Origin of the sequence: Campylobacter concisus, from assembly GCF_002914005.1 — a bacterium.
GTDB classification, from domain to species: domain Bacteria; phylum Campylobacterota; class Campylobacteria; order Campylobacterales; family Campylobacteraceae; genus Campylobacter_A; species Campylobacter_A concisus_N.
Window position 1 is genome coordinate 1 of sequence record NZ_POZU01000060.1, and the last position, 456, is coordinate 456.

Annotated in this window: 1 protein-coding gene; it reads left to right on the forward strand. The window is 38.6% G+C overall.

The annotated features are described in order from the left end of the window. The coding region (locus CYP54_RS06550; protein ID WP_141108515.1) for a retention module-containing protein at positions 1 to 456 on the forward strand (456 nt) is incomplete at both ends.

The window sequence follows — 456 nt, forward strand, 5'->3', positions numbered from 1 at the left end:
CGGAGTAGTTAAAAGCGTAAACGGAGGAATAGCAAGAGCACTTAATGACTTAACAGGAGAGGTAAGACAATTAAGTGTAGGAGATATTGTATACCAAGGTGAAAAGATAGTTACAGAGGGTTCTAACTCTAAAGTAACAATAACTCAAACTGATGGTAAAGATATAACTTTAATAGGTAAAGATACTCTAACTCTAGACCAAGACTCTAATAATAACGAAACAGTAGCTGATATCTCAGCTTTACAACAAGCCATCTTAAAAGGAACAGATCTTAATGCCCTAGAAGAAACTGCAGCAGGTGGTCCACAAGCAGGTGGTAATGGTGGAGATGGCGTAAGCTTATCTTCTACTAGCTTTGCAGAAGGAGGCCACATTAGTAACATAAATGCTAATGTAGGAAGCATAGATGCTTTATCTCTAGCAGCAGGTGGAGATAATAGCTTTGGTGTAAGTGG